The organism is Actinomadura sp. 9N215 (assembly GCF_044326345.1).
GTDB lineage: Bacteria > Actinomycetota > Actinomycetes > Streptosporangiales > Streptosporangiaceae > Spirillospora.
On the sequence record NZ_JBIRBA010000008.1, the window covers coordinates 20,713 to 40,425 of the forward strand.

Here is a 19,713-nt window from a genome sequence, read left to right on the forward strand (position 1 = left end):
TTGCCACAATTAAGCCTGTGACCTCACCAGATGTGATCGCCGTCGTGGGCGCGACGGCCGTCGGCAAGTCCGACCTCGCCGTGGAGCTGGCCCTGCGGCTCGGCGGCGAGGCGGTCAACGCCGACTCGATGCAGCTCTACCGCGGCATGGACGTCGGCACGGCCAAACTCTCCCCGGACGAGATGCGCGGCGTCCCCCACCACCTGCTGGACGTCTGGGACGTGACCGTGACGGCGAGCGTCGCCGAGTACCAGCGGCTCAGCGCCGACGCGATCGCGGGAATCCGGGAGCGGGGGCGGCCGCCGGTGCTCGTCGGCGGGTCCGGCCTGTACGTGCGGGCGGCGCTCGACCAGCTGGAGTTCCCGGGGACGGACCCGGCCGTCCGGGCGCGCCTGGAGGACGAACTGGCGGAGGCTGGGCCCGGTGCGCTGCACGAGCGGCTGCGCGGGCTCGACCCGGCCGCGGCGGAGGCGATCCTGCCGAGCAACGGCCGCCGCATCGTCCGGGCGCTGGAGGTCATCGAGATCTCCGGCCGTCCGTTCAGCGCGACCCTGCCCGAGCACCGGTACCGGTACGACTCCGTCGTCCAGATCGGGCTGAGCGTCCCCCGCGACGCGCTGGACGAGCGCATCGCCCTGCGAGTGCGGCGGATGTGGGACGCGGGCCTGGTCGACGAGGTCCGGGAGCTGGAGAAGCGGGGCCTGCGCGACGGCCGCACCGCCGGACGCGCCCTCGGCTACGCGCAGGTCCTCCGGTTCCTGGCGGGGGAGTGGACGGAGGAGGAGGCGGAGGAGGAGACCGTCCGGACGACGCGGCGTTTCGCCCGCCGCCAGGAGTCCTGGTTCCGCCGCGACCCGCGCGTCCAGTGGCTTCCGTACGACGCCTCTGACCTCGTCGAACGCGCGCTCGCCCTGGTCGGCTGAGAGATCGGCGCGGGGCCATATGATCGAAGGATGCGGTTCGTCAAGGGACACGGCACCGAGAACGACTTCGTCATCCTGCCCGACCCGGACGGCGTCCTGGACCTCACCCCGGACGCCGTGGCGCGGCTGTGCGACCGGCGCGCGGGGATCGGCGCCGACGGCGTCCTGCGGGTCGTCCGGACGAAGGTCGCGGGGCCCGATGTGGAGTTGTCCGGAGACGCCGAATGGTTCATGGACTATCGCAACTCCGACGGGAGCGTCGCCGAGATGTGCGGCAACGGGCTCCGCGTCTTCGCCCGCTATCTGGTCGACTCCGGCCTAGCCGCGCCCGGCGAGTGGGACGTGGCGACCCGGGCGGGTCTGCGGCGCGTGACGCTGGGCCCGTCCGGGGATGTGAGCGCCGAGATGGGGCCGGCCCGCTGCCTCGGCCCCGGCGAGGCGTCCCTGGACGGGACGGTGTTCCAGGGTGAGCGCGTCTCCGTGGGGAACCCGCACCTGGCGTGCCGCGTCGACGGCCCGGTCGCGGCGCTGGACCTGTCGCGCGCCCCCGGCTTCGACCCCGCCGTCTTCCCCGACGGCGTGAACGTCGAGTTCTTCCGCGTCGTCGGAGACCGGCACGTGGAGATGCGGGTGTACGAGCGCGGCTCCGGCGAGACCCGCTCCTGCGGGACCGGGACGGTCGCCGTCGCAGCGGCCGCAGCGGCAAGCGTGGCGTCGGCTGGGGCGTTCGCGGCGTTCGCGGGGTCGGCCGCGGATCGGGGAACGATCGGCCCGCCCGAGTCGTCTGACTGGACGGTGGACGTTCCCGGAGGACGGGTCAACGTCGCGTTCGAGGGGCAGGCCGCCCGCCTGACTGGTCCGGCGGTCCTGGTCGCCGAGGGCGAGACGCGGCCCGGCTGGATCTGACGCGATCCCCTTCCCACCTGGGGTGAACGCAGTCCGACGCCGTCCCGGCTCAAACGGGACAAGTGTCCCTCACCAACGGGACCTTCCGCCGCATAACTTCTTTCTTGCACACCCTCTGGTGAATGGCCCGTACGGACTGGGATGGGAGCCCCGGTGCCGTACGGAGCCCGAGGGCCGGTGGCGACCTTCTTGGCGGGGGGCGGTCACCGGCCCTCCCACCGGGTGACGGTCAGGCGCAGGGCAGCGGTGAGGGTTTTCTAGAGCGTTTTCCCGGTCTGTGTGGCGCGTCTACGGATTTGTGTGGCGCGCCTACGGATGAGCGCCGTTGACGGGGAGTCTGGCGCGGACGAGCGTCCCGCCCTGGGGGCCGGGCCCGACGGTGCACGATCCACCGAGTTCCACCGCACGTTCCCGCATGGACGACATCCCGATCCCGGAACGCACCTGCGTGGGCAACCCCACCCCGTCGTCGTCGACGGTGACGTGCAGATCGCCGTTCAGATGCAGCCGGACCACCGCGGACCCCGCCTTGGCGTGCCGGTGCACGTTGGTGAGCGCCTCCTGCACGATCCGGTAGGCGGCCACCTCGGCGGCCGCCGGCAGGCCCTTCAGGTCGCCGTCCACCTGGACGTCCACCTTCGGGCCGTCGCCGGTGGCGACGACGCCGCCGAGCGCCTGGATCGCGCCCTCCAGGCCCAGATCGTCCAGCGCGGGCGGACGCAGCCCGTACACCAGGTCGCGGATGTCGCCGATGGTGCGGCCCATCGTCGCGCGCAGGTTCTCCAGCAGCGGGTCGACCGCCTGCGGGTCGGTCTTCAGCGTGATGCGCGCGGCGTCGACGGTCATCGCGAGGCTCGCCAGCGTCGGGCCGAGCCCGTCGTGCAGGTCGCGGCGCAGCCGCCGCCGCTCCTCCTCGCGCGTGCGCAGGATGTGCTCGCGGGACCGCTGGACGTCCGCGGCCAGCCGCACCGCGTTCGCCAGCTCGGCGAGGTTGCGGGCGAGGATGCCGGACAGGCGGGCGTCCGGCGTGCGGGTGACGCCGAACAGCAGCCGGCCCACCGGCTCCCCGTGCCAGACGAGCGGGATGAGCTGCGGACGGCCGCCGAGCACGCCGTCCTCGGCGGAGATCGTCCGGCCGTCGCGGTCCAGGACCTCGATCGCGACGCCGGTGGCGTGCAGGGCCGAGCGCGCCACCTCGGCGGCGGCGGCGAGCGCGGCGGCCGCGTCGGCGGCGGTCTGCAGCCGCCGGTTGAGCCGGTCGGCGATGCGGTACGGGTCGCGTTCGCCGTGGATGAAGCCGTCCACCGTGCGCTGCAGGCGCCGCCGGACGGGCTCGAACACCGCGCCCGCGACGATCGCGCCGGCCAGCCCGGCGATGGTGCCCTCGCCGTGCGCGAGCAGGCTCGCACCGCCGACGAGCGCGAAATAGACACCGGTGATCACGACGACGAGCCCCGCGTACACGAGCGTCCGGCTGACCACGAGATCGATATCGTAGAGCCGGAACCGGGTGATCGCGATGGCGACGCAGATCGGGACGGCGACGATCGTGAGGTTGCGCACCGGGTCCCCGATCGGGCCGTTCTCGCCGGCGTAGATGATCCCCTCGGCGATCAGGCCCGGGTACACGACCCAGACGATCTGCCGCCGGACGTCCGGCGGCGCCTGGACGAACCGCACCGCCAGCGAGAACAGGGCGGCGGCGAGGGTGGCGACGATGACCGCGGTGATGGCCACGGGGATCTCGTCGAACGGGTAGACCGAGACGCCGTTGTGCCAGCGGCGCACGTCCGGGTCGATGGTCAGGTGGACGCACACGATGACGGGGACGAGGCAGGCGAGGACGAGCACGGGCCGGAACCAGCGCGAGACCAGCCGTCCGTCCGGGAAGATCAGCGGCAGGACGAGCGTAAGGGCGTAGGTGTCAATGGCCCAGAGCCAGGTGGCGAGCCACTTGAGGAACCCCGTTCCGGTCCAGTCGTGGAGCGCGAACCACGGGGCCAGATTGAGCGACAGGACGTACAGCGAGGCGCTGAACCCGGAGCCGAGCATGAGCCAGGCGACCGTCAGCCCGCGCCGGTGCCGGAGCAGGACCGCGCCGACCGGAGTCCAGGCCAGCGCGACGAGAATTTCCGGATGCCACCAGACCATCCGCCGCCCGGCGGGCAGCAGGGTGCCGATGTAGAGGGACGCGCCGACGATGAGGACGGCGGCGAGCGCGAGCGCGAACGCGACACGGCCCGCTCCGCGGTCGTGTTCTGCCGTCTCCACCATGCGCTCCTCGTGGCCAAAAGTAATGGAATGTTAAAACGTCCTGCTCCTGGTCCTGCAGTCGTCGGTGCGTCCGCCTCAGGACACCGGGGCGGGGGCCGGTCGGGAGTGGGGCCCGTCGCGGTTCACGGGCGCGTGCCGTGATGGTAACCGCGGAATCCGGTGGTGAGAACGGAAGGCGCAGGTCAGGGTCGCCCGTTCGGTGGTTCCGGACGCCGTTCCGAGCGCCGTTTCGGCCGTGTCAGGCGGGCACGGCGCAGGCGGCGGCTTTGGGATCCCACCCGGGCGGGTTCCGGATCGCCGTTGCCGCCGGCCTCCGGACGGGTGTATCCGGGCGGCCGAATAGGGATGATTCGGACGCCCCTGGCGGGGATTCCCGTCCTCGCGGCCCCGGCCGCGTCCGGGTCAGACCGTCTCAGTCAACATGCTGCCGCTGATGACCGCCCGCAATCCGCGCCGCAGCTCCGCGGGCGAGACGTCCTTCAGGATGAGCCGCTGCAGGACGAACCCGGGCAGGATCGCGAACATGACCTTGCCCGCGGCCACGACGTCGGTGCCGGGCGGGAGATGTCCGGCACCGGCCAGCCGGCGCAGGTAGTGCGTCCAGGTCTCGCGGATGCCGGTGATGGTGCCGGCGATGTGCGCGGCGATCTCCGGGTCGTGCATGGCGAGCGCCCACGCGTCGAGGGCGAGCCGGATCGGGCCGTTCTCGCCGGACAGCGTGACGATCTTGGACGCGAGCCGCTCGATCATCTCGTCCACGGGCAGCAGCGGGTCGCCGTCGGCGAGGCCGCGGAAGAAGGCGTGGAGGTCGCCGACGACCGTCGAGATGTTGGCCTCGATGATCTCGTTCTTGCTCTTGTAGTAGCGGTAGACGGCGCCCGCCGAGAGCCCGGCCTCCGCGAAGATGTCCTGCATGGACGTCGCGTGGATGCCCTTGCGGATGAAGCAGGTGCGGGCCGCGTCCAGGATCTGGCGGCGGCGGCGTTCGAGGTGCTCCTCGCTGACTCGCGGCATGCGATCAATTTAAAACGAACGTTCGTTTCTTGACAAGCCCGGAAGGCGGATGCGACGCTGGCCGGAGAAATAAGAGAACGGACATTCGTTTTAGGAGCCGTCCATGCGGTCCTCCCTCGCCGTGCGCACCGTCGGCATCGCCGTCGGCGCGGCGCTGCTGCAGCTCATCATGATCACCGCGTTCTCCTGGCCGGCCGCGCGGACGGAGCCGCGCGACGTCCCGATCGTCGTGGCGGGCCCGCAGGCCGCCGCCGTCGCGGAGCGCCTGGACCGCGAACGGCCCGGCGCGTTCGACGTCCGGACGGAACGGGACGAGACCGCCGCGCGCACCGCGCTCGCCGACCGGGAGGCGTACGGCGCCGTCGTCGCGACGGCGTCCGGGCCGAAGGTGCTCACGGCCTCCGCCGCCTCGCCGGTCGTCGCCCAGCAACTCGCCGCCCTGGCGCAGCGGCTCACCCAGCCCGCAGGTGCGCCCACGCCCGGGCAGGGTGCGGCCGGGCAGCCGGTCGAGGACGTCGTCGCCGCCGACTCCGACGACCCGCGCGGGGCCGGGTTCGGCGCGCTCGCGCTTCCGCTGATCATGTCCGGGCTCGCCGCCTCGGTGCTGCTGACGTTCGCGATCCGCGCGGCCGCGTGGCGCGCCGCGGGCGTGGTCCTGTTCGCGCTCCTGGGCGGGCTCGGCGTCGCGGGGATCGCGCAGGGCTGGCTGTCCCTGCTGCCCGGTTCGTACCTCACGGTCGCCGGCGTGATGTCGCTGTCCATCCTGGCCGTGACCGGCACGGTCGTCGGCCTGGCCGCCGCCGTCGGACGGGCCGGGATCGGCGTCGGCACGCTCACGCTGCTGCTGCTCGGCAATCCGCTTTCGGCCGCAACCTCGGCCCCGGAGCTGCTTCCGCAACCGTGGGGCGACATCGGCCAGCTCCTTCCGCCGGGGGCCGCGGTGACGCTGCTGCGGTCGGCGGCGTTCTTCGACGGCGCGAACGCCGCCGGACCGGTGGCCGTCCTGGCCGCGTGGGCTGTCGCCGGGTTCGTCCTTCTGGCGGTCGGTGACCTGCGCGGGCGCGCCCGTGACGAGACCGCACCGGACCGCGAACCCGCCATGGCCTGACATCTGCCGTTTTCCCACGCGGTGTGTGATCGCTCAGTAGCATTCTGTGATTCTTCTGGGCGGCCCGAAGGGAAGACATGGCGGCGTTCCTGCTGCGGCGGCTGGCGAGCCAGCTGGTCCTGGCCGTACTGGCAACGAGCCTCGCGTATGTGCTCGCCGCCGTGGCGCTCGATCCGCGTGCCAACCTGGAAGGGCGTGCGCCCCGTCCACCCGAGGTCGTCATCGACGCCCGGCTCAGCGCACTCAACCTCAACGACCGCACCCCTCTGACCGACCGGTACCTGGTCTGGGCGGAGGGCGTCGTCCACGGTGACTTCGGCCGCACGTGGGACGGCGAAGCGGTCAACGCCGAGCTGTGGCGACGGGTCGGGGTGAGCCTGCGGCTGCTGCTCCTGGGTGCGGTCTCAGGGAGCGTCCTGGGCGTTCTTCTCGGCGCTTACGCGGCGGTACGTCGCGGACGGGTTGCCGACCGGTTCATCAGTGTCGGGTCGTGTCTGCTGTTGGCCGTGCCGGTGTTCGTCCTGGCGGTGCTTCTCCAGATCGCTGCGAGCAAGGTGAACGGCGTAGTGGGTGTGCGGGTCTTCGCGTGGGTCGGGGAGTCCACGCCTGGTGCGTCCTATGGGGCGCTTGGCGGGCTTGCTGACCGGGCCAGGCATTTGCTTCTGCCGACGGTCACGATCGCCCTCGCTCAATTCGGCCTCTACTGCCGCTACCAGCGCGCCTTGATGCTGGACGTCCTGCACGCCGACTACGTGCGGACGGCCCGGGCCAGAGGCCTGCGGCGGCGTAGCGCGCTCCTGCGGCACGGGCTGCGCACGGCCGTGACGCCGTTGACGACGTACTTCGCCTACACGATCGGCCTGCTGCTCCTCGGCGGCGTCTTCGTCGAGAAGATCTTCGGCTGGCACGGGATCGGGGAGTGGCTCGTCGACTCCGCCGCGCGCGGCGACGTCAACGCGGTCGCCGCGATCGGCTGCGTCGCGGTGTGCGGGGTCGTGCTGGCCAGGCTGGTCTCGGACGTACTGCACGGCGTCCTCGACCCGCGCGTCCGGGCCGCGGCGTGATCGTGCTGCGAAACCGGCGGAGTGCCGCCGGGCTCGTCCTGCTCACGCTGTTGGTCCTGCTGGTGTCGGCCGGGCCGCTCGTGTCGCCGTGGAGGTGGGACGAGACGGATTTCGCGGCCTTCGGCGCGGGGCCGTCCGCGGGGCACTGGCTCGGCACGACGCAGAGCGGGCGGGACGTCTTCGCCGTCACCCTGCGCGGAGCGCGGACGTCGCTGCTCATCGGCCTCGCGGTCGCCGTGATCTCCACCGGCGTCGCCGCCGTTGTGGGGACCGTGGCCGGGTACGCGGGTGGACGTCTCGACCGGGCCCTGATGTGGGGCGTCGACTTGCTGCTGGTCCTGCCGCCGTTCCTGATCGTCGTCCTGCTGGCCCCTCGCCTGGACGGCGGCGCGCCCGTCCTCGTGCCGCTGCTCGCCGCGTTCATGTGGATGATCACGGCGCGGACGGTGCGGGCCATGACCGCTTCGCTGCGCGGCCGGGAGTATGTGCTGGCCGCCCGGTTCCTCGGTGTCGGCGCGCCGCGCGTGATCGTCCGGCATGTGCTGCCGCAGCTCGCGTCGCTGCTCGTCGTGGACGCGGGCCTCAACGTGAGCGTCGCGATCGTCGCGGAGGGCGGGCTGTCGTATCTGGGGCTCGGCGTCCGCCCGCCGGACGTGTCGCTCGGCACGCTGATCGCCGACGGTCAGGGGGCGGCGGCCGCGTGCCCGTGGCCGTTCGGGTTCGCCGCCGGACTGCTGGTCGTCATCGTGCTGGCGGTGAACCTGCTGGGCGACGGGCTGCGGGACGTCCTCGATCCCGCCTCGGAAGGTGCTCGTTGAACGTCCTGGAGGTTAAGGATCTGGCGGTTTGCTACGCGCCGGACGTGTGCGCTGTGTGCGGAGTGAGCTTCACCGTCGAAACGGGTGAGGTGCTCGGGATCGTCGGCGAATCGGGCTCGGGGAAGACCGCGCTCGCGCTCGCGCTGATGGGGCTCCTGCCGGAGGACGCTCGTGTGGCGGGGTCGGTGCGGCTGCGCGGTGCGGAGCTGATCGGACGGCCGGACGCCGAGCTCTCCCGGATACGCGGCAACGACCTGTCGATGATCTTCCAGGATCCGCTGTCGGCGCTCACTCCCGTCCACACGGTCGGCGACCAGATCGCGGAGACCGTCCTGATCCACTCGCGGGCCACGCGCGCGGCGGCGCGTGCGCGGGCCGTCGAGCTGCTGGATCTCGTCGGTATGCCGGGGGCGGCCCGGCGGGCGCGCGCGTACCCGCACGAGCTGTCCGGCGGGATGCGGCAGCGCGTGATGATCGCCATGGCGATCGCCAACGACCCGGTCGCCATCGTCGCGGACGAGCCGACGACCGCGCTGGACGTGACCGTCCAGGCGCAGGTGCTGGACGTGCTGCGGCTCGCCAAGGAGACCACCGGCGCCGCGATCGTGCTGATCAGCCATGACATGGGCGTCATCGCCGGATTCGCCGACCGGGTGATGGTGATGCAAGCGGGCCGTGCCGTGGAACAAGGGCTGGTGGGCCAGATCTATCGGCGGCCGGTCACGCCCTACACGGCCGCGTTGCTGCGGTCGGTTCCGCGTATCGGAGAGTCGTCTGGCCCTGGGGCGGTGGTTGAGCGTTCTAGGCGTCCCGCTGTGCTGGAGGTGGAGGGATTGGTCCGCCACCATCCGCTCTACAAGGGCTCGTTGACGCGCCGCAGGGCTGGGGTGGTGCGGGCCGTGGACGGAATCGAGTTTGACGTTCGGGAAGGCGAAACCCTCGCGCTCGTGGGGGAATCGGGGTGCGGCAAGACCACGACCCTCATGGAGATCCTGCGGCTGTCACGCCCGCAGAGGGGACGCATCGCCGTCTTCGGACACGATACGGCGGCGCTGGGTGCCGCCCGCCGCAAGGCTCTGCGGCGGGATGTCCAGGTCGTGTTCCAGGACCCGTGCGCGTCGCTTGATCCGCGGATGCGTGTGGCCGCCATCCTTGCCGAACCGCTGACCACGCACGGTGCGGCGTCGTCCAGGGTCGGTGGGCGTGTTGAAGAACTGCTGGAGTTGGTGGGATTGGAACCAGGCCATGCCCGCCGATTTCCCTACGCCCTCTCTGGCGGGGAGGCGCAGCGTGTGGGAATCGCCAGAGCGTTGGCCCTGCAGCCGCGCCTAATGCTCTTGGACGAGCCTGTAGCGGCCCTGGACGTTTCTGCTCAGGCCGATGTCATGGCCCTCTTGGAGCGACTGCGCGATCGGCTCGGCCTGGCCTATCTGTTCGTGGCTCACGACTTGGCCGCCGTCCACCGCATCGCAGACCGGGTGGCCGTTATGTGCACGGGCCGCATTGTGGAGATCGGTTCGGTGAGTGCCGTCTACGGTGCCCCGGCCCATCCGTACACGCGTGCGTTGCTCGACGCTGTGCCGTTGCCGGACCCGGTGCTGGAACGGCGTCGTCCACGCGTGCTTCTGCATGGGGAGCCACCCGATTCCTTGTCGCCGCCCATTGGATGCCGCTTCCGTTCCCGGTGTCCGCGCTACACCACACTGAGCGCCGTTGACGGACGCCTGTGCGAGGAACGCGACCCGGTGTCGCGCCCGCTGTGGTCTGGGGAGGACGCCGATCAGTCGGTCGCCTGCCACCATCCTCTTGTCGAAGCCAGGGTCGGATAATGAAACGCATAATCGTCGGCGTCGCGCTGCTGGCCGTGGGTGGTTGCAGCGGGCCGGGGGAGCCTTCTACCCGTGCGGCGTCTGGGCGGCTCCCAGCGTCCGATGTCAATCCGACTCCGCGTGATCGCGTCCTTGACGGTGGAACGCTGCGCTGGCCGCTGCCGGAATTTCCATCCCAGTGGAATTTCAACCATGTCAACGGCACCAAAGGGGCAGTGGAGCACGTCATTCAGGGTGTCTTGCCGTATCTGATGCGGGCGGACGAGAAAGCCGTTCCGCGTCCCGTCCCCGAATTCCTCCGATCGGCGAGGGTGAGGCGCACGAAGCACGGCCAGACCGTCACCTATCGGCTCAACCCACGGGCGAAGTGGTCGGACGGCCGTCCCATCGGATACGCCGACTTCGTAGCGCAGGCCCGCGCGCTCTCTGGACGGGACACGCGCTACGAGGTCTCCACCGTCACGGGCTACCGCCGTATCAAGCTCATCGAACAAGACACCAGCGAGCACACCGTCAAGGTGACTTTCGACAGGCCGTACGCAGACTGGCGCAGCCTGTTCAGCCCGCTCTACCCTGCCACCGCCTACGCCACGCCACGCGCGTTCAACACCGGCTGGGTGAACCGCTTGCCCGTCACGTCCGGGCCTTTCACATTTCAGAGGATCGACCGGACGGCCAAGACCGTCACCATTGCCCGCAACCCCGCCTGGTGGGGTTCACCGGCGAAACTCGACCGCATCGTCTACCGCGCCATGGACACCAGCGCGATGCCCGGCGCGTTCGCCAACGACGAGATCGACCTCATGGACATCGGCCTTGACGCGGGCGCGCTGAAACGCGTCCAGGGCGTTCCTGAGGCCGCCGTACGCCGTGCGGGCGGGCCCGACTGGCGGCATTTTACGCTCAATGCCGCCGGGCCTGTCCTGTCCGACGTGCGGGTGCGCCGGGCCGTCATGCTCGGCATCGACCGGCGTGTTATCGCCAGAGCCGACCTGTCCGGCCTCGGGGTGCCCGTCCAGACGCTGGGCAACCATTTCTACGTCAACACCCAAGACGGCTACCAAGACAACTCAGGAGACCTCGGGAGGTACGACCCGGCCCGCGCCAGAGAACTCCTGGACGAGGCAGGCTGGACGCTCCACGGTGAATACCGGACCAAGGCAGGACGGAAGCTCACCTTGCGCTTCGTCGTCCCGTCCGGAGTTCCGATCAGCAAGCGGGAAGGGGAACTGACCCGCGCCCTGCTCGAACGCATCGGCGTCCAAGTGGACATCGTGCCCGTGCCCGCCGACGACGCCTTCGACCGGTACGTCGCGCCCGGGAACTTCGATATCGTCCCGTTCTCCTGGCTGGGCACGTCATTCCCTGTGTCGCCGATGCAGTCGGTCTTCGCGCGACCGGACGGCGGCCGCGTCCAGCAGAATTACTCCCGCATCGGAACGGCGGCCATCGACACCGCCATGGATCGCGCCATCGCAGAGGTCGACCCGGCGAGAATTCACGTCCTTGTGAACAGAACCGACCGGCTCATCTGGCGCCAGGCGTCGGTCTTGCCGCTGTACCAGCGTCCCCAGCTCGTCGCCGTCCGCGCGGGCTTGGCCAACGTGGGCGCTTGCGGCTTCTTCGAGCCCGCCTACCAGGACATCGGGTTCACCAGCCCTCGGTAGGCCCCGGCCCTCAGGGGAACGCGAGCTGGATCCCCTTGCGGTCGTTGGTGAACCGCGCGTTCCACACGTACAGCCGCAGGTCGTCGGCGGAGAGGTCGTCGTTGACCGGGAGTTCGGTGGCGATCCGCACCACGTACGAGCCGCCCGCCGGGATCATCGTGCTGCCGTTCTCGTCGACGGGCGCCTTCGCCGCGCCGACCCGAGCGGTGATCTTGCTGTGGTTGGGGAGCGTGCACATGTCGTCGGGGATGCCGGGCTGCGGCATGCACCGCTCACGCAGGGACGACGGGACCTGCGCCTTGGGCATGAACAGATCGGCGGGATAGTCCAGCAGCACGGGCCGCCGCTGGCTGTTGGTGAGGATGTAGTCGGCGTAGGCGTACGTCGTCCCGGACGGCGGCGCCTCAGTGGCGCCTAGCGGCTGCCTGTCCGTGCCTGCCTTGACGGCGGCGAGGCTGTAGCCGTAGCCCTCCGGTGTCGTGAAGTCGATCGGTGGACCGGCCTTCGGGGCAGGCACGGACGGTCCGCGTGTACTCGCGACGCCCTGGCTGACGGACGTCTGCCGGGCAGGGTCCTCGCCGGAGTCCGAACCAGGCCGGAGGAAGACGATCCCGGCGGCCACGGCGGCGATCCCGACGGCTCCGGTAAGGGCCCCGGCGAGCCCGATCCTCCCCGCGGTGCTCTTCTTTCTCCGGCGGTGTGAACGGTGCGGTCGATAGCTGGTGGACATGATTCTGCGTGCTCCCTCGGGCCCACTCCAGGCTCAGTAAGCGCGTCCTCTCTCAAGCAGTCGGCCAGGATACCGGACGACCGGATCGGTGATGTCCCAGGTCAGGGGCCTACGAATCGCGCGCGACGAGGGCGTCGCGACCGAGTCCCCGCAGGGAGGCGTCCAGCACCTGCGCGGTGTGCGCGACGGCGATGCCCGCGCCGCGCCGCCGCAGCGCGGTGGCGATCTGCATGGAGCAGCCGGGGTTGGCGGCGACCAGTAGTTCGGCCCTGGTGGCGTCCACGTTCACCGCCTTGCGGTCGCCGAGCTCCGCGGCGGCCTCCGGCTGGAACAGGTTGTAGGTGCCCGCGGAGCCGCAGCAGATGTCCGGCTCGGCGATCTCGTGGACGGTCAGTTCGGGGATCGCCGCGAGCAGCGCACGGGGCTGGCTGCGGATGCCCTGCGCGTGGGCCAGGTGGCACGCGTCGTGGTAGGCGACGGTGACCGGGACGGGTTCGCGCTTCGCCCGGGGCCCGAGAGCCGCGAGGAACTCCGCGAAATCGCGGGTCTTGGCGGACAGCGCGTCCGCCCGTCCCGCCCAGGCGGGGTCGTCGGCGAGCAGCGCCCGGTACTCCTTCATCGCCGACCCGCAGCCCGCGGAGTTGACGACGATGACGTCGACGGCCTCGAACATCCGGATCGTGCGGCGGGCGAAGGCTCGGGCCTCGTCCTCGCGGCCGGAGTGCATGGAGAGCGCACCGCAACAGCCCTGGTCGCGGGGGATGACGACGTCGCAGCCCTCCAGCGCCAGGACGCGGGCCGTGGCCGTGTTGACCCCCGGGAAGAACTCGGCCTGCACGCAGCCGGTCAGCATCCCGACCGTGGCTCGGCGCTCACCGCGCGCCGCGACCCGTTCGGGCAGGCTCGGCGCCTTGCCCAGGGGCGGGGCGAGGCGTTCCATCGCGGCGATGGACGGCGAGATGCGTTCCAGGAGGCCGCTGCGGCGGACGAGCCGTTCCAGACCCGATTTCTGGTAAGCGCGCAAAGGTCCGCGTAGAGCGCGCAGCCGCCGCCTATACGGGAACAGTTGGAAGACCATCTCCCGTATGGCACGTTCCTTCAACGACCGTGGATGCTCGCGTTCGACGTCGGCGCGGGTCATCTCGATGAGCCGGTCGTACTGCACGCCGGACGGGCAGGACGTCACGCAAGCCATGCAGCCCAGGCAGCGGTCGAAGTGCTCCACCATCGGGTCGCTGAGCGGAGTTCCGTCCGCGTGCTGCTGCATGAGGTGGATGCGGCCTCTGGGCGAGTCCATCTCCTCGCCCCACAGGACGTACGTCGGGCACGTCGGGAGGCAGAACCCGCAGTGCACGCAGTCGCTCAGCAGATTTGGGAGGTCGTCCTCGGCGCTCATTCAGATTCCTCCCGCGAAACGGCCCGGGGACAGCCGGTGATCCGGGTCGAACTGGTCCTTCACACGCCGCATCAGCGCGAGCGCCGGAACCGGCCCCCACAGGTCGATCTCGTCGCGTATCTCTTCCGGTGTGTAGCGGACGACGGCACCGCCGTGGTGTCGGCCCAGCGTGTTCCTTAGGCGTCCTAGGACGTCGGCTACCTCGTCCGGTGTGGACTCTGCGGGCAGACCCACGTGGCCGTGCCCGCTACCACTCCAGGTTACGGCGATATCCCTGCTGAGCAGGGTGAGGAGGTCGCGGAGGGCGGGCGGTGGGGCGCTGATTTCGATCAGCGTGGTGCCGTCGGGGTACTGGCCCCAGCCGTCCGGTGCGGTCTCCGTGATCTCGGCGTTCTCACCGAGGAGGTCTGCGGTCTGCCGAGCGCGCGCGGCGACACCGTCCGGGACGCCCTCCAGCAGGACCGCGACCGTCCCTGGGCCGATGTACTCCACCGCACTCGGCGCCACCGCACAGTGAAGGACGGTCTGGACGGCGTCATGCGCATCCTCAGGGCCGTTCACAGCGCAGACCACGTAGGCCGTGGCTTCGGGCACGGGATGCAGCCGGAATGTGGCGTCCACGATGAGCCCGAGCGTTCCGAACGAGCCGGAGAAGAGCCGTCCAAGGTCGTACCCGGCGACGTTCTTGACGACCTTCCCGCCGGAACGCGCTATCTGACCGTCCGCCCGGACGATCGTCAGCCCGATGACCAGGTTGCGGGGCGTCCCGTACAGCGAACGAAGCGGACCCGCCGCGCCCGTAGCGATCGTGCCGCCGACAGTAGAACCGGGCAGGGGGACGTCGAGCGCGAGCCGCTGACCGCGTTCTGCAAGGTGCTCGGCGAGCCGCTCCATCGGCAGCCCCGCCTGCACCTTCGCCACAAGGTCGCCTGCGGCGTGTTCGACGAGACCGTCCAGGCGATGAGTGTCGACCAGCAAATCGCAGCGTTCCGGGGGCGCGCCCCAGTCCAGGCGGGTTTCGGCACCACGCGGGACGACCGCCAACCCGTTCTCGGCGGCCACACGCATGACATCGGCGGCCTCGGTCACGTTCTCCGGCGCGGCGACCAGAGCGGGCTCCACACCGAGCACGCCCTCAGCGGGCTCACCGGGCCGTACATCGCCGCAGACCTTCGCCAGAGCGTCCAGGGGCCGCATCAGAAAAGGTCCGCCTTTCCCTCGTACGGGTGGGCGCCCCTGCGCACTCCCGGCACCTCGCCGCACAGGCGCGGCGTGGGGAACACCTTGCCCGGATTGCACAGCCCATCGGGATCGAAGCCGCAGCGGACCATCTGCATCGTGTCCAGATCGGTGTCGGTGAACATGCGCGGCATGTACCGCGACTTGTCCACGCCGACGCCGTGCTCGCCCGTGATGGAACCGCCGTGCTCGATGCACAGATCGAGGATCGCGCCCGACACCGCCTCCGCGCGCTCCTCCGCGCCGGGCTCCGCGTCGTCGAACAGCACCAGCGGGTGCAGGTTGCCGTCGCCCGCGTGGAACACGTTCGCGACCCGCACACCCGACTCCGCCGACAGCGCGTCGATGCTCGCCAGCACCTGCGGCAGCGACGTCCGCGGGATCACGCCGTCCTGGACGATGTAGGCCGGGCTGATCCGGCCGACCGCGGCGAACGCCGACTTGCGCCCCTTCCAGATCAGCGCCCGCTCCTCGTCGTCGGCCGCGATGCGGATCTCGAACGCGCCCGCGTCCCGGCACAGCCGCTCCACCTCGGCGAACTGCGCGGCCACCTCGGCCTCGGGGCCGTCCAGCTCCACGATCAGCACCGCGCCCGCGCCCGGCGGGTACTCGCAGCGCACCGCCGCCTCCGCCGCCTCGATCGACAGCGCGTCCATCATCTCGATCGCCGCCGGGACGACGCCCGCGCCGATGATCGCCGACACCGCGCCGCCGCCCGCCTCGATCGACCCGAACGCCGCCAGCAGCGTCTGCACCGTCTCCGGCACCCGCGTCAGCCGCACGGTGATCTTGGTGGTGATGCCGAGCGTGCCCTCGGCCCCGACGAACACGCCCAGCAGGTCGTAGCCCGGACCGTCCGCCGCCAGCTCGACGATCTCGCCGTCCGGCGCGACGACCTCGCAGGCCAGCACGTGATGCGCGGTGAACCCGTACTTCAGGCAGTGCGCCCCGCCGGAGTTCTCCGCCACGTTCCCGCCGACCGAGCAGATCTGCTGGCTGGACGGGTCGGGCGCGAAGTAGTACCCGTACGGGCGGACGGCCCGCGTCACGTCCAGGTTGATCACCCCGGGCTCCACGACGGCCCGCTGCCCCGGAATGTCGATCTCCAGGATCCGGCGCATCCGCGACGTGACGATCAGCACGCCGTCCGCGCGGGGGAGCGCCCCGCCGGACAGGCCCGTCCCGGAGCCGCGCGCCACGTACGGCACCCCGGCCGCCGCGCACTCGCGGACGATCGCGGCGACCTGCTCGGCGGTGTCGGGCAGCACGACGATCGCGGGCGTCGACCGGTGGTTGGTCAGCCCGTCGCACTCATACGTGCGCACCCGAACCGGGTCGGTGATCACCCGATCGCTTCCGAGCAGCCCGTCCAGCCGGGTCGCGAGCACGTCCAGCAACGCTTCCATCACTCCCACGATCCTCCGCTCCCGCGAACCCCGCAAGATCGGTCTTCCACGCGAGCGGCCCGCCGGAGGGACCGGCGGGCCGCGGCGTCTCCGATCAAGGGAACCGCTGGTAGGCGGGGGTGGTGAGGAACTCGGAGTACTCGTCGGCGAGGGTGACGTCCTTGAAGAGGGCCACGGCCTGGCCGTAGCGGGGCTCGTTGTACGCCTGCCCCAGCTCCTCCCTGATCTTTGCGAGTTCCTCGTCCAGAAGCTCCCCGACCCACTCCTTCGTGATCTTCCTGCCCTCGGCGGTCTCGACGCCGTTGTAGATCCACTGCCACACCTGGGAGCGGGAGATCTCGGCGGTCGCGGCGTCCTCCATCAGGTTGTGGATCGCGACCGCGCCGGCGCCGTCCAGCCAGGTCGCGAGGTAGCGCAGCGCCACGTCGATGTTGTTGCGCAGGCCCGCCTCGGTGATGTCGCCGGGCGTGGCCTTGATGTTGAGGAGGTCGGCGGCGGAGACGCGGACGTCCTCGCGCAGCCGCTCGCGCTGGTTCGGCCGGTCGCCGAGGACGCCGTCGAACACCTCCCGGCAGACGGGGACGAGGTCGGGGTGCGCGACCCAGGAGCCGTCGAAGCCGTCGCCGGACTCGCGGGTCTTGTCCGCCCTGACCTTCTCCAGCGCGACCTTGTTGACCTCCTCGTCGCGGCGGGACGGGATGAACGCCGCCATCCCGCCGATCGCGTGCGCGCCGCGCTTGTGGCACGTCCGGACGAGCAGCTCGGTGTAGGCCCGCATGAACGGCGCGGTCATTGTGATCGCGTTCCGCTCGGGGAGGATGAACTCGGCGCCCCGGTCCCGGAACTTCTTGATCACGGAGAACAGGTAGTCCCAGCGGCCGGCGTTCAGCCCGGCGGAGTGGTCGCGCAGCTCGTAGAGGATCTCCTCCATCTCGAACGCGGCCGGGATCGTCTCGATCAGGACGGTCGCGCGGATCGTGCCGCGCGGGACGTCCAGGGCGTCCTGGGCGAGGTTGAACGCGTCGTTCCAGAGCCGCGCCTCAAGATGGCTCTCCATCTTCGGCAGGTAGAAGTACGGGCCCTTGCCCTTGGCGAGCTGCCTGCGGGCGCTGTGGAAGAAGTACAGGCCGAAGTCGAAAAGCGACCCGGATATGGGCTCGCCGTCGACGAGCAGGTGCTTCTCGTCCATGTGCCAGCCACGCGGCCGGACGACGATGGTCGCGAGTTCGGCGTCGTCTTCGAGCGCGTAGGACTTGCCGCTCTTCTCGTCGGTGAAGTCGATGGTGCGGTCGAGGGCGTCGCGCAGGTTGAGCTGCCCCTCGATCATGTTGTCCCAGAGCGGGGTGTTGGCGTCCTCGAAGTCGGCCAGCCACACCTTGGCGCCGGAGTTCAGCGCGTTGATCGTCATCTTCCGGTCCGTCGGGCCGGTGATCTCGACGCGGCGGTCCTCCAGGCCGGGGGCCGGGTCGGCGACACGCCAGGCGCCGTCCTCCCGGACGCTCGCGGTCTCGGGCAGGAAGTCGAGGGTGCCGCCCGCGGAGAGCCCGCGCTGACGCTCCGCGCGGGCCGCCAGCAGCTCCGCGCGCCGCGCGCCGAACTCGCGCTGCAGGGCGGCGAGCAGGCCGAGCGCCTCCGGGGTCAGGATTTCCTCGTACCGATCGCCGAGGGGTCCGGTGACCTCGATGCCGTCAAGTCCAGCCATCTGCCTGCCCTTTCGTATCGTGAAATTCCACTTCTGTTCTGTGGAGAACGGTACTCGGCGACGCCGAGCCCGGTCAAAGCGGTGCTCTCCTCAGACGGCGGGGATAACCGCGTGACCACCGGGGACGGTGCGTGAGACGATCGTGGGAAGACACAGCCGCACGGCGGCGTTGCACAGAGGACATATGACTCAACCTTTCTCTGCAGACCAGACCGAGCCCGAGACTCCGGACGCGGCCGAGTACGAGCCCCTGACGGGCGAACTCGACCTTGAGGACCGCCGGGCACTGCGCCGCATCGCGGGCCTGTCCACCGAGCTGACCGACGTCACCGAAGTCGAGTACCGCGCGCTCCGCCTGGAGCGGGTCGTCCTCGTCGGCGTGTGGACGGACGGCACCGCCGAGGCCGCCGAGAACTCCATGCGCGAGCTTGCGCTCCTCGCCGAGACCGCGGGCTCCGAGGTGCTGGAGGGCCTCGTCCAGCGGCGGCACCGCCCCGACCCGGCCACCTACATCGGCTCCGGCAAGGCCGCGGAGCTGCGCGACATAGTGATCGCCACCGGTGCCGACACCGTCATCTGCGACGGCGAGCTGGCCCCGAGCCAACTGCGGCACCTGGAGGAGACCGTCCAGGTCAAGGTGATCGACCGGACCGCGCTGATCCTGGACATCTTCGCCCAGCACGCCAAGAGCCGCGAGGGCAAGGCGCAGGTCGAGCTCGCGCAGCTCGACTACCTGCTGCCGCGGCTGCGCGGCTGGGGCGGCAACCTGTCCCGGCAGGTCGGCGGGCGCGCCGCGGGCGGCGTCGGCATCGGCGGCCGCGGGCCGGGCGAGACCAAGATCGAGCTGGACCGGCGGCGGATCCGCACCCGGATGGCCAAGCTGCGCCGGCAGATCGCCGAGATGTCCAAGTCGCGCGACACCAAGCGCGGCGAGCGGCGCCGCCACGCGGTGCCCGCCGTCGCCATCGCCGGCTACACCAACGCGGGCAAGTCGTCCCTGCTCAACCGGCTCACCGGCGCCGGGGTGCTGGTGGAGAACGCGCTGTTCGCCACCCTCGACCCGACCGTCAGGCGCGCCGAGACGCCCGGCGGCCGCGCCTACACCCTCGCCGACACCGTCGGGTTCGTCCGGCACCTGCCGCACCAGCTCGTCGAGGCGTTCCGCTCGACGCTGGAGGAGGTCACGGACGCCGGGCTGATCCTGCACGTCGTGGACGGTTCGGACCCGGCCCCCGAGGCGCAGCTCGACGCCGTCCGGGAGGTGCTGCGCGAGATCGACGCCGCCGAGATCCCCGAGATCGTCGTGATCAACAAGGCCGACGCCGCCGACGACCTCGCCATCGCCCGGCTCCAGCGCCGGGAGCCGCACAGCGTCGTCGTGTCCGCCCGCACCGGGTTCGGCATCGACGACCTGCGCGCGGCCATCGAGGCCGACCTGCCAGGGCTGGAGAGCGAACTGCACGTCGTGGTGCCGTACGACCGCGGCGACCTCGTCGCGCGGGTGCACGAGCGCGGCGAGGTGCTCAAGCAGGAGCACCTGGCCGAGGGCACCCAGCTGCACGCCAGGATGCCGGTGGACCTCGCCGCGGAGCTGTCCCGCTACGAAACCGTGGCGCCGACAGCCTGACGCCCTCTTC

At 70.9% G+C, this 19,713-nt stretch carries 15 protein-coding genes; 8 read left to right on the top strand and 7 right to left on the bottom strand.

Features of this window, described 5'->3' with window-relative positions; translation table 11 throughout:
- Positions 1 to 32 precede the first annotated feature (32 nt).
- Together miaA and dapF are read left to right on the top strand one after the other, a co-directional pair.
- A complete protein-coding gene (gene miaA / locus ACH34T_RS15355; protein WP_395993034.1) occupies positions 33 to 923 on the top strand; it encodes a tRNA (adenosine(37)-N6)-dimethylallyltransferase MiaA in 891 nt (296 codons plus the stop codon).
- Positions 924 to 953: 30 nt separating this feature from the next.
- Positions 954 to 1,829, top strand: coding sequence for a diaminopimelate epimerase (gene dapF / locus ACH34T_RS15360; RefSeq protein ID WP_395992773.1), 876 nt, complete (start codon positions 954 to 956; stop codon positions 1,827 to 1,829).
- A gap of 309 nt (positions 1,830 to 2,138) precedes the next feature.
- Here dapF and ACH34T_RS15365 read toward each other — a convergent pair whose 3' ends face one another.
- Together ACH34T_RS15365 and ACH34T_RS15370 are read right to left on the bottom strand one after the other, a co-directional pair.
- Complete coding sequence (locus tag ACH34T_RS15365; RefSeq protein WP_395992774.1) at positions 2,139 to 4,103, bottom strand: sensor histidine kinase; 1,965 nt, start codon at positions 4,101 to 4,103, stop codon at positions 2,139 to 2,141.
- Between the two features lie 402 nt (positions 4,104 to 4,505).
- A complete protein-coding gene (locus ACH34T_RS15370; protein WP_395992775.1) occupies positions 4,506 to 5,117 on the bottom strand; it encodes a TetR/AcrR family transcriptional regulator in 612 nt (203 codons plus the stop codon).
- 103 nt (positions 5,118 to 5,220) lie between these two features.
- On the opposite strand from ACH34T_RS15370, the gene ACH34T_RS15375 reads away from it, so the two are divergent.
- From ACH34T_RS15375 to ACH34T_RS15395, 5 genes are all read left to right on the top strand, one after another.
- Positions 5,221 to 6,225, top strand: a complete 1,005-nt coding sequence (locus ACH34T_RS15375) for a hypothetical protein (RefSeq protein WP_395992776.1) — start codon at positions 5,221 to 5,223, stop codon at positions 6,223 to 6,225.
- A gap of 77 nt (positions 6,226 to 6,302) precedes the next feature.
- The gene (locus ACH34T_RS15380; RefSeq protein ID WP_395992777.1) at positions 6,303 to 7,289 is read left to right on the top strand and encodes an ABC transporter permease; all 987 of its coding nucleotides are present in this window, start codon (positions 6,303 to 6,305) and stop codon (positions 7,287 to 7,289) included.
- Complete coding sequence (locus ACH34T_RS15385; protein ID WP_395992778.1) at positions 7,286 to 8,107, top strand: ABC transporter permease; 822 nt, start codon at positions 7,286 to 7,288, stop codon at positions 8,105 to 8,107. The genes ACH34T_RS15380 and ACH34T_RS15385 overlap by 4 nt, the downstream gene beginning before the upstream one ends.
- Entirely contained in the window at positions 8,104 to 9,936 is a 1,833-nt protein-coding gene (locus tag ACH34T_RS15390; protein WP_395992779.1) for a dipeptide ABC transporter ATP-binding protein, read from the top strand. Before ACH34T_RS15385 ends, ACH34T_RS15390 begins: the two co-directional genes overlap by 4 nt.
- Positions 9,937 to 10,247: 311 nt before the next feature.
- Positions 10,248 to 11,603 carry an ABC transporter family substrate-binding protein gene (locus ACH34T_RS15395; protein WP_395992780.1) on the top strand — a complete coding sequence of 452 codons (1,356 nt, stop codon included), beginning with the start codon at positions 10,248 to 10,250 and terminating at the stop codon, positions 11,601 to 11,603.
- A gap of 10 nt (positions 11,604 to 11,613) precedes the next feature.
- On the opposite strand, the gene ACH34T_RS15400 is transcribed toward ACH34T_RS15395, so the two are convergent.
- The 5 genes from ACH34T_RS15400 to aceB form a co-directional block, all read right to left on the bottom strand.
- Positions 11,614 to 12,333: a hypothetical protein gene (locus ACH34T_RS15400; protein WP_395992781.1), complete on the bottom strand. Its 720-nt coding sequence runs from the start codon at positions 12,331 to 12,333 to the stop codon at positions 11,614 to 11,616.
- A gap of 109 nt (positions 12,334 to 12,442) precedes the next feature.
- Entirely contained in the window at positions 12,443 to 13,729 is a 1,287-nt protein-coding gene (locus ACH34T_RS15405; protein ID WP_395992782.1) for a (Fe-S)-binding protein, read from the bottom strand.
- Positions 13,730 to 14,926 (bottom strand): FAD-binding oxidoreductase, encoded by a 1,197-nt coding sequence (locus tag ACH34T_RS15410; protein ID WP_395992783.1) that lies wholly within the window; start codon positions 14,924 to 14,926, stop codon positions 13,730 to 13,732. It abuts the gene before it with no gap.
- Entirely contained in the window at positions 14,926 to 16,374 is a 1,449-nt protein-coding gene (locus ACH34T_RS15415; protein ID WP_395992784.1) for an FAD-linked oxidase C-terminal domain-containing protein, read from the bottom strand. Before ACH34T_RS15415 ends, ACH34T_RS15410 begins: the two co-directional genes overlap by 1 nt.
- A 94-nt stretch (positions 16,375 to 16,468) precedes the next feature.
- Positions 16,469 to 18,076 (bottom strand): malate synthase A, encoded by a 1,608-nt coding sequence (aceB, locus tag ACH34T_RS15420; protein WP_395992785.1) that lies wholly within the window; start codon positions 18,074 to 18,076, stop codon positions 16,469 to 16,471.
- 184 nt (positions 18,077 to 18,260) lie between these two features.
- On the opposite strand from aceB, the gene hflX reads away from it, so the two are divergent.
- Positions 18,261 to 19,703, top strand: a complete 1,443-nt coding sequence (gene hflX, locus ACH34T_RS15425) for a GTPase HflX (protein WP_395992786.1) — start codon at positions 18,261 to 18,263, stop codon at positions 19,701 to 19,703.
- The last annotated feature ends 10 nt before the right edge of the window (positions 19,704 to 19,713 follow it).

Bases quoted from the DNA above. Each gene is read 5' to 3' on its own strand.
- dapF (WP_395992773.1), top strand. From the start codon at position 954: ATGCGGTTCGTCAAGGGACACGGCACCGAGAACGACTTCGTCATCCTG.
- ACH34T_RS15365 (WP_395992774.1), bottom strand. From the start codon at position 4,103: ATGGTGGAGACGGCAGAACACGACCGCGGAGCGGGCCGTGTCGCGTTC.
- ACH34T_RS15370 (WP_395992775.1), bottom strand. From the start codon at position 5,117: ATGCCGCGAGTCAGCGAGGAGCACCTCGAACGCCGCCGCCGCCAGATC.
- ACH34T_RS15375 (WP_395992776.1), top strand. From the start codon at position 5,221: ATGCGGTCCTCCCTCGCCGTGCGCACCGTCGGCATCGCCGTCGGCGCG.
- ACH34T_RS15380 (WP_395992777.1), top strand. From the start codon at position 6,303: ATGGCGGCGTTCCTGCTGCGGCGGCTGGCGAGCCAGCTGGTCCTGGCC.
- ACH34T_RS15400 (WP_395992781.1), bottom strand. From the start codon at position 12,333: ATGTCCACCAGCTATCGACCGCACCGTTCACACCGCCGGAGAAAGAAG.
- ACH34T_RS15405 (WP_395992782.1), bottom strand. From the start codon at position 13,729: ATGAGCGCCGAGGACGACCTCCCAAATCTGCTGAGCGACTGCGTGCAC.
- ACH34T_RS15410 (WP_395992783.1), bottom strand. From the start codon at position 14,926: ATGCGGCCCCTGGACGCTCTGGCGAAGGTCTGCGGCGATGTACGGCCC.
- ACH34T_RS15415 (WP_395992784.1), bottom strand. From the start codon at position 16,374: ATGGAAGCGTTGCTGGACGTGCTCGCGACCCGGCTGGACGGGCTGCTC.
- aceB (WP_395992785.1), bottom strand. From the start codon at position 18,076: ATGGCTGGACTTGACGGCATCGAGGTCACCGGACCCCTCGGCGATCGG.
- hflX (WP_395992786.1), top strand. From the start codon at position 18,261: ATGACTCAACCTTTCTCTGCAGACCAGACCGAGCCCGAGACTCCGGAC.